Origin of the sequence: Mesorhizobium sp. M1217, assembly GCF_040318275.1 — a bacterium.
Classification (GTDB): domain Bacteria; phylum Pseudomonadota; class Alphaproteobacteria; order Rhizobiales; family Rhizobiaceae; genus Mesorhizobium.
Window position 1 is genome coordinate 1 of record NZ_JAMYMA010000042.1, and the last position, 8,698, is coordinate 8,698.

5 protein-coding genes and 4 pseudogenes are annotated in these 8,698 nt (G+C 60.1%); 6 read left to right on the forward strand and 3 right to left on the reverse strand.

What is annotated here, in order from left to right; translation table 11 throughout:
- Window positions 1-89 precede the first annotated feature (89 nt).
- The 5 genes and pseudogenes from NKH37_RS33635 to tnpC form a co-directional block, all read left to right on the forward strand.
- A pseudogene (locus NKH37_RS33635) lies at window positions 90-489 on the forward strand (Mu transposase domain-containing protein); the annotation flags it as partial.
- 160 nt (window positions 490-649) lie between these two features.
- Window positions 650-1,497: pseudogene (istB, locus tag NKH37_RS33640) on the forward strand (IS21-like element helper ATPase IstB); the annotation flags it as partial.
- Between the two features lie 134 nt (window positions 1,498-1,631).
- Window positions 1,632-1,982: a transposase gene (locus NKH37_RS33645; RefSeq protein ID WP_353042527.1), complete on the forward strand. Its 351-nt coding sequence runs from the start codon at window positions 1,632-1,634 to the stop codon at window positions 1,980-1,982.
- A complete protein-coding gene (locus NKH37_RS33650) occupies window positions 1,931-2,779 on the forward strand; it encodes an IS3 family transposase (RefSeq protein WP_353042533.1) in 849 nt (282 codons plus the stop codon). The genes NKH37_RS33645 and NKH37_RS33650 overlap by 52 nt, the downstream gene beginning before the upstream one ends.
- 111 nt (window positions 2,780-2,890) lie before the next feature.
- A pseudogene (tnpC, locus tag NKH37_RS33655) lies at window positions 2,891-3,624 on the forward strand (IS66 family transposase); the annotation flags it as partial.
- Window positions 3,625-3,634: 10 nt separating this feature from the next.
- On the opposite strand, the gene NKH37_RS33660 reads toward tnpC, so the two are convergent.
- The 3 genes from NKH37_RS33660 to NKH37_RS33670 all read right to left on the reverse strand — a co-directional run bounded on the left by NKH37_RS33660 (window position 3,635) and on the right by NKH37_RS33670 (window position 7,051).
- A complete protein-coding gene (locus tag NKH37_RS33660; protein WP_353042529.1) occupies window positions 3,635-4,111 on the reverse strand; it encodes an IS4/Tn5 family transposase DNA-binding protein in 477 nt (158 codons plus the stop codon).
- 362 nt (window positions 4,112-4,473) lie between these two features.
- Window positions 4,474-5,703 (reverse strand): ATP-grasp domain-containing protein, encoded by a 1,230-nt coding sequence (locus tag NKH37_RS33665; protein ID WP_353042531.1) that lies wholly within the window; start codon window positions 5,701-5,703, stop codon window positions 4,474-4,476.
- A gap of 337 nt (window positions 5,704-6,040) precedes the next feature.
- The gene (locus NKH37_RS33670; RefSeq protein WP_352814136.1) at window positions 6,041-7,051 is read right to left on the reverse strand and encodes a D-alanine--D-alanine ligase family protein; all 1,011 of its coding nucleotides are present in this window, start codon (window positions 7,049-7,051) and stop codon (window positions 6,041-6,043) included.
- A 1,117-nt stretch (window positions 7,052-8,168) separates the two neighbouring features.
- Here NKH37_RS33670 and NKH37_RS33675 point away from each other — a divergent pair.
- A pseudogene (locus tag NKH37_RS33675) lies at window positions 8,169-8,447 on the forward strand (transposase); the annotation flags it as partial.
- Window positions 8,448-8,698 lie beyond the last annotated feature (251 nt).

The following is an 8,698-nucleotide window of genomic DNA, read 5'->3' on the forward strand; positions in this document are numbered from 1 at the left end:
CTGGCCCCGCCACGGATGGAACGGGTGCGTGACCTCGAACTCTATACGCGCTTGAGTGTCAGCACGAGCTGCAGTCCTGGACTTGAAAGAAAGCCAAGGTCGAGCGGCCGTTCCGCCACATTCGCGAGGACTTCTTCCTGGCCCGGTCCTTTCGCAATCTCGAAGACCTAAACGCCCAGTTGCGTCACTGGCTGGACACGGTCGCAAACCCGAGGGTTCACGCCACCACAAGGCGTGTCGTCAACGAAGCTTTCGCCGAGGAGCGCGCAGCGCTGCGGCCGCTGCCTTTGGCTCCGTTCCGATCGGTCCTAAAGCTCGAGCGACGTATCAGCCGGGAGGGCATGGTCAGCGTCGGCGGCAATTTCTACAGCGTGCCCGACGCCACCAGGCGCCGTGTCGTCGAGGTACACACGCTGGCCGAAGAGTTGCGCATCTTCGAGGACGGCGCACTGATTGCCACCCATCCTATTCTCGAAGGCCGGCACCAGCGTCATGTCGAGCGGGGTCATCGCAACATCCACGTCCACAAGCGCCGACAAAGACTGAGGAACGACGAGGTCATTCTTCATGGCTCGGGCGACAGGGTCGCTCAGCGCCCGTTGGCCTTCTACGACGCCGTCGCCCGGGTGATGGCGAAGGAGCAACGTCCATGACGAACGCGCTCGACACCACGCCATCCACCATCGACCGGATCTGCCACGACCTCGTCGGCCTGAAGATGCCGCGGGCGCTCGAAGCGCTCGATCATGTCGTGCGCCGGCTCGAGAAAGGCGAGATCGCCGCCCTCGAAGCCATGGACATCCTCCTCTCGGAAGAGTTGACCCTGCGCGAGAACAGCCGGATCAAGACGGCACTGCGCATGGGGCGCCTGGCCACGATGAAGACGCTCGCCGCTTCGACTTCTCTTTCCAGCCCTCGCTCGACCGCGATCGAATCTTCACGCTGGCCCAACTCGGCTTCGTCGCTCGCTGCGAGGTCGTCCACTTCCTCGGCCCGCCCGGCACAGGCAAGAGCCATCTGGCCATTGCGCTTGCCGTCGAGGCTGTGAAGGCTGGAAAGAGCGTCTATTTCTGCACGCTCGCCGAACTCATCGCCGCGCTGGCAAGGGCCGAACGCGAAGGCCGCCTGCAGGAACGCATCCGCTTCTTCTGCCGGCCTGCTCTGCTCGTTGTCGATGAGATCGGCTACTTGCCCGTCGTCCACGGTGGCGGCAATCTGTTCTTCCAACTCGTCAACGCCCGCTACGAGAAGGGCGCAATGATTCTCACCTCAAATCGCGGCTTCGCCGAATGGGGCGAGGTCTTCGGCGACCCTGTCGTCGCAACCGCACTTCTCGATCGCCTGCTTCACCATGCGGTCGTCGTCCAGATCGAAGGATCGAGTTATCGGCTCCGCCAGCACGCCGAGCTCATGCCCGAACACTTGCGATCAAAAGCCTCCATCACGCCGCCGACATTAAATCCACCATCGCGGCCGCGCGGCCGGCCACCGAAAAATGGACACCCCTCCGCGACAGTCGGAGCGGCGAAACTGGGGAATTTTACTTCGGCACTTGGAGTGGGCCCCGCGGGCCGGACAGGATGGTTTTCGGTAATTGACCGTGCAGCCGGGCTTTCAGAGGATGAAGGCCCATGGCAAAGCACCGAACCCACAGCGTCGATTTCAAACGGCAGGTTTCGCAGGAGTATTTCGGTGGCGAGACCCTGCATGCCCTCTCGAAGCGCCACGACATCTCACGCAATCTGATCCGGATATGGGTCGAGAAGTTTCAGGCGGGCGCTCTCGATGAGGATGCCGCAGCGGCCGATCTTCTCCAGGCTTATGAGGCGCGCATTGCCGCGCTCGAACGGCTAGTCGGCAAGCAGGCTCTGGAGCTGGAGTTTCTAAAGGGGGCTCTGCATGCGCTACCGCGGCAGAGAAACGGGCCTACATCCGCGACCACCGGTCCCACGGTCTCTCCGTCGCCGAAGGATGCCGCCTGATGGGCCTCTCGCGTTCGACCTACTACGACCGTCCGGAGAAGACGGCCGACGACACCGCGATCGTCGAAGCGATCGCAGCGATCTGTAACGAGTTCGAGCACTATGGCTGGCGCCGTGTCCGAGCCGGTCTTCGGCAAAAAGGCATGATCGTCAATCACAAGAAGATCCGCCGCCTGATGCGCGAGCATGACCTTCAGCCGAGAATGCGCCAGCGCTACACGGTGACCACGGATAGCGATCACAATCAGCCGATCTTCCCGAACCTCGCCCGGGACATCATCTGCGATGGGCCGAACCAACTCTGGGTGGCCGACATCACATACGTCACCGTCGTCGGCGGCTTTGCCTATGTTGCCGTTGTCCTGGATGCCTGGTCGCGGCGGGTTGTCGGATACGCCATCAGCCGCTCGATCGACGCACGGCTCACGCTGGCGGCTTTGACCGCCGCAGTCGAAGGACGCAAACCGCCACCCGGCTGCGTGCATCATTCTGATCGCGGGTCACAACATGCAGCGACAGCCTATCGCGATCACCTTGCCGCCCACGGCCTGGTCGGTTCCATGGGCCGGCGCGGCAATCCCTACGACAACGCAAAGGCGGAAAGCTTCATGAAGACGCTCAAAGTCGAGGCCGTCTATCCGATGGCCTTCGAGACGTTCGCCGATGTCATCGAACACCTTCCGCATTTCCTTGAGGAGGTCTACAACCGCCGACGGCTTCACTCAGCACTCGGCTATCTCAGTCCAATGCAATTCGAGGATCAACACACCCGGCAAACGGTCAAATCAGCGGCCTGACTCTGTCCGGCCCGCGGGGCCCACTCCAACTTTTGGGGAAAATTCGAGCGGCATTGACACAGCGCGACGCCAAGCTAAAAACGCTCTGCATTATGTAGATTTCTACATAACCGCGATGATAGGCCGTTCGGCGGCAGCGGACCGCCCATCGTCGCCTACCGCTTCGAAGACAGCCGTGCCGGCGAATGTGTCGCCCGCCATCTGGACGGCTATCGCGGCATCCTGCAGGTCGACGGATACGCCGCCTATAACCGGCTGGCCCGATCCGATCGGGGCAATGACGGTGTGATGTTGGCGGTGTGCTGGTCGCACGTGCGGCGCAAGTTCTACGAACTGCATGCCGCAGGCTCCTCCGTTATTGCCCCGCAGACGGTGGCGCAGATGGCCCCGCTGTGGGCCGCCGAGGAGGCCGTACGCGGCCAAGACCCGGTAGCTCGGATAGCTGCGCGTCAGGAGAAATCCGCCGCCGTCGTTGCCGCTCTCTTTGCGCTGTGGGAAAAGGAGCCGCCGAAGCTGTCGGGAAAATCGAAGCCCGCCGAGGCGATCCGCTATGCGGTCGGCCGGCGTGCCGCGCTGGAGCGCTTCCTCACCGAGGGCCGCATCAAAATCGACTCCAACACCGTCAGCGCGCCATCCGGCCACAGACAATTACCCGAAAGAACAGCCTCTTCGCTGGCAGCGACCGCGGCGGACGGACATGGGCCACCATCGCCACGCTGCTGACCATCGCCAAGATGAACCAGGTCGATCCGCACGCCTGGCTCACCCTGACCCTCGAGTGCATCGCCAATGGCTGGCCAAACAGCGATATCGAGGCGCTCATGCCTTGGAACTACCAGCGCTAAACGGCATTAGCTACCCGCTTACTTCACTCCCATCAGACCGAGGGGTGTGCCGGTGAGGGTGACGGCCAGGCTCGAAATGCATCAGCATCCCGCATAAGGTCAGCACGTTCGGCTGCCCAGCCTTGTAGCGCCCGGCGTTGATGATCTTGGTCAAGCCGATTTTGCCCGGCTGCGCGCGGCTGTAGATAACTCGGTCGTGTTCTGCAGGATAAGGATCGGACCTTCGTTCGCCGCAACGCGCGCCGCAGTCGCGGCGAAATGGCCGGCGAGAACGCTGTGTTCGGTCACACGCCGGGTTGTCAAAGAAGCGGTAGGCAGCCTTCGCCGCTGCCCAGTCGCCACAGGCGGCCGGGATCGGCTTGCCCGGCGCTGCTGAAAGCTGATCCGGCAACCGCTGCAGCCGGCGGACCAGGCGCTTGTCGGGAAGGGCCGCCGCGCAAAGCTCTTCCTGCCAAGCGGCTTCGCTGCTGCTTGTCTTGTCTCGCATCCGTGACGCCTCCGTGATTCGGCGTCACGGACAGAATCACGGCGGATTCATACGCGGCAATAGGCCCCGACGATGTGGTAATCGAAAGCTTCACCGGACGGGTGCGTCATCACGTGTTCGCACGCAATGACGTGCAGCCTTCGCTGGTCGTCGGCGGGCCTGCCGTCGGCACAATAGCTGGTGCGCGAAAAGTCCGCACAGGGGTGAACCTCGACAGCCTTAGAGGCACACCCAGGATGGATCGGCAAAATTCTGGTTGGCAGCCTGATTTCGGCCTCAAAGCCGTCGGCGGAGCAGCGTAAGAGATAAGTGCCCGTTGTTACTCCAAGCGTTGGAGCGACAGTTGAGATCAGAGGTTTTTCCTATTCCTGGAGAGTCGGAAAGGGTGTGATTGACCAATTGATTAACTCGACGGCACGTTGAAGTATCGCCTTTGTTCGAGTACGGCTGGGCGAAGCGGCGACCACGTGGCCGATTTTGTCTCGGTAGTCACCATTCCTGACAATTGGAGTCTTGGATTCAACATAAATTCTGACGTCAACGACACCGGATACAGCCGCCGCCCGACTGTCGCCATCGATCCAATCGATGGTGCCATCGCGATCAGGAACTAGAATCCTCGCGGCCGCAATCTGTGAACGCTTTCTGCGCAAATCCCATTGCTCACCGATGACAAGCTTGATGTGCTCGGTGACTAGATCGACACCGTAAGCAAGCTGAACCAGTTCAGGATCAGGCGACCCAGCCAGACGCGGATTGACTTCAAGGACGATGGGACCAAGCTTTGTCCACCGTAGATCAATGTTTGCTGGCCCCCAGCCAAGGTCAAGAGCTCTCAAACAGCTCAACGAAACGTCAGCGATACGTTTATGCTGGTCATCATTCAGGAGGGCCGGATAGATGTACTCACGACTGACGAAATGCGGAGGGGGCCCGAAGTCAGCGCTTCCAATACCAATTACCTCATTTCCCATAGTTTCAATGCTATAATGAGCACCTTGCGCGAATTCTTCGACCAGTATTCTCGGCGAAGTCCGCCATACGTGCTTACCGCCCAACAGATAGGTCGTATGTTCGGCCACTTCATAGGCGTCGCGGCACAACCGAACACCTCTGCTGCCAGCGCCCACGGCCGGCTTCAAAACCACCGGCATACCGATCTCCCCGGCAGACCTCACTACGTCTCTCGCATCTGCTGCTAAGCGATACCTAGGTATGGGAACGCCGGCGTCTGAGAGGAGCTGACGTTGAACGAACTTATCGCAACACTGTTCGATTGATGTGGGATTCGGCCCCGGCAATTCGAAGCACCGGCAGAGCTTTCCGACCGTCGCATAGAACGCCTCCAAGGAGGACGTGATGCCAGCAATGTGGTAAGTCGCCTTTAGATCGGAACATTCCCGGATCAGGGCATCCAGATTCTCCGTATCGACACGGATTGCCTCGCATCCTTCGATATCGAGGTAGCTATACTGAGATGGATCGGAGGATAAAGTGATTGTATGAAGGCCCAGACGTTGGGCCGCTCGGATGAAGAGGCGACCAGTACCCGTTGGATCACCTTCGACCAAAATGAGTGCTCTCGTTCCCATTGCCTGTTGTTCTCCATAGTGTGCTGTGGGGCGGTTCGAATGTACTTGCGTCAGCCTTTTTTGACGGCCTGACCTCCGAGAGAAGACGGCGGGCAAGAGGTAAAGCAGATGGGCGCACCCGTGATCTTTGTGGCCGTATATGTCGCAAGGCCGGCTCATTAAATTCCGAGCCGCAGAGTCACAGACCAGCGCGCGGCCCGAAAAGTTCCAATCGCGGTTCAGTTCGGATTTCGGATTAACGACACACTTGTTCCGAGTGAGTCCCGACCGGAGATCAGAATTAGTGAGATGGAATTGTGTCGGCGCTTTTCCGAAACTCGCAATTCATGCGTTCGGCCTAGAGAATGCTGATTCCGAACGACCGAGTGTGGGCGACATCGAGGATGCGATTGATCAAGCTCGAGTAGCTGTGTCCGGCAGTCGTCGCGGCCAATGCGAACGAGCCGCCCATACCGAGCCCAGGCATCGAGTTGATCTCCAGGACGAACGGCTTTCCGGAGCGGTCGATTCGAAGGTCAACGCGGGCATAGTCCCGGCACTGGCAGGCACGGAACGTCGCAACCGAAATGTCCCGCAGCTCCCTGGCAAGCCTTTCCCCGATTTGCGCCGGGCAAATCTGCGGCAGTGCCGCGACGGCCGTATACTTTACTTCCCACGTTAGAAGACGCGTTTCGCGGCCCCCGAAGTCATGCTCCACGGGAGGCAAGACCTCGAGTTCTTCGTTTCCCAACATCGCGACATGGATTTCTCGCCCATCAATATATTCTTCCACGAGTGCATCTTGCCCATATTGCGTGACGATCAATTCCACTGCCTGCGTCAGCTGAGCGGGCTCATGTACGAGCTGCAGACCGAAGCTGTTGTCTTCATGACGCGGCTTCACTACTACTGGGAATTGCAGGTTGCCGGTATTCTCGGTGCCACAACGCATGACGCGAAAGTTCGGCGTCGGCACGCCGATACTGCGGATGAGCGTCTTAGTGATGAGCTTATCGTCCATCAACCCATGCCCGAGCGGGCTCGATCCGGTGTATGGAACACCGGCCATCTCAAGCATGGCCGGAACATGGGTATAACGGCACTCACCCTGAATCCCCTCCGCCCGGTTGAAGACGAATCCTGAAGGGCGGGCTTGTACATCGGGTGGCATCCACGCCTCAAGCGTAGCGAGCAGTCCTTTATCGCCTTCACACAGCAGCGTCTCGTGGCCGCACTCCTGTAGTCCCGCTACTATGTTTTGGATTGTCTCCCCGTAATCCGGCCAAGACTGCGGGGAGATCGGATAAGGGTGACCGAAGCGATTGATCACGCCCGTAAAATCGCTATTCCACACCACGGCTACTCGCATGAAGCTTCTCCTCATTGTTTGCCCGCTGTCACGTTCATCTCGTTTTTTTGTGGGAACAGCTCATCTGGACTCCGCGCGCCCGGTACAGCCGGCCAAGGCTGGCAGGCTTGCTCCTGAGGCGGAAATCGCCAAGCTCTTGAGAGGCAGCCGCCCCCTGCACCAGCACAGTTCCGGGAAGCGGAGGAAGCCACCTGCAAGCCCGCAAGACCACGGCGATCAGAGGTGCCACCGTGTGAAGGTGCCAGCCGTCTTCGCGGCTTCCATCTCGGTCCAGACGCGATAGCAACCAAAGCCGCGCTGGGGGGAGCGAGCACAACCGACGATGGAGGCGATAAAGCTTTGATTGGCGGGACAACACTCAATCACAATCTGTTCTATTGATCTGGATCGTTCGAGCAAGTTTGATGTAGGCCTGACGTTGTGAAGCCGCTATGATCATAACGGATCCTTCACCGTGTCCCTCGCAATCGGCGTGCCACCGATCAGGATTGCGAGCATGACGGCAAAATCACAGGTGTTTTGCGCCGGAACGGTCGAATACTTCGGCTTCAGTGTGTCGGGTTCCGAACATAGACGCCTTGAGCCGGACACGGCTGAAGGGCAACCCGATGACGATGTTTGCCTCTAATTTCTGGTCACACCGGCCTTTCACGAAGCAGCCACTATACGTCCGTCGACTGTCGCAACGTCTAGGAAGACATCGCCGTGAAGCCCAGATAGATAGACTGCGGTATCCATCGACTCTCGCGGCAGGCCAAGAGTGAGCCTTTCACTGTGCAGGGAGCTGAGTGTGGTAGCGTCCGTTAGAAGCCGACGAGGCAACCATCATGCCACCGAGCGCCGCTCCTACCGTCCGGAAAATGATGAAGCTGACACAGGTCAGGGTAGCCACAGCGGGAACTCGCGTGGCTTGCTCAGACGGGTCTACGAGGGCGCTGGCGGCTTGGACTGTACTCGCCGGTGGGGCGTCCCTCTTACGCTGGCCGGGCGCATGGAGTGGGACGAGCCTGATGCCAGGCATCAAGACAGTCGTCAAGGCTGGCATGAAGAGGGTCGCTATCGCCGGATCGAGGTGATCACCGGCCGGCGGCGGCGGCGCAACTAGACGCCGGCGGAGAAGGCTCGGGTCGTCGCGGAGAGTGCGGAGCGGGGCGCCGACATCTCGGCAGTCGCGCGACATTGGGGCGTAAGTCGTGGCCTTCTTTCCGTCTGGCGGCGACAGGCGGGGCTGGTGCAGGCGAAAGCGGCTGCGGAGACGACGCCAGCCCTGCAATTTGTGCCAATTACGATCGCGGGCGAGGACCGGCAGGTCGAGCACGCCGGCGCAGCGAAGCACGAGGTGCCCACGTCGGCCGGTCGGATTGAGTTCGAGATTGGTGAAAGCCGCCTCGTCTGACCTGCCACGGGTAATTTCCTCCATCTGAGATTAGAGTCCGGCCTCGATTTGATCCGATACCATTCTTTGGACCGCCGGAAGGTGGAGTTTTCCGGCTGGTGATCCGATACCATTCTTTGGACCGCCGGAAGGTGGAGTTTTCCGGCTGTTTGATCCGATACCATTCTTTGGACCGCCGGAAGGTGGAGTTTTCCGGCTGTTTCACGATGGCGGGCTGACGGCGCCATCGGGATTGATCAACGAGATCGGAA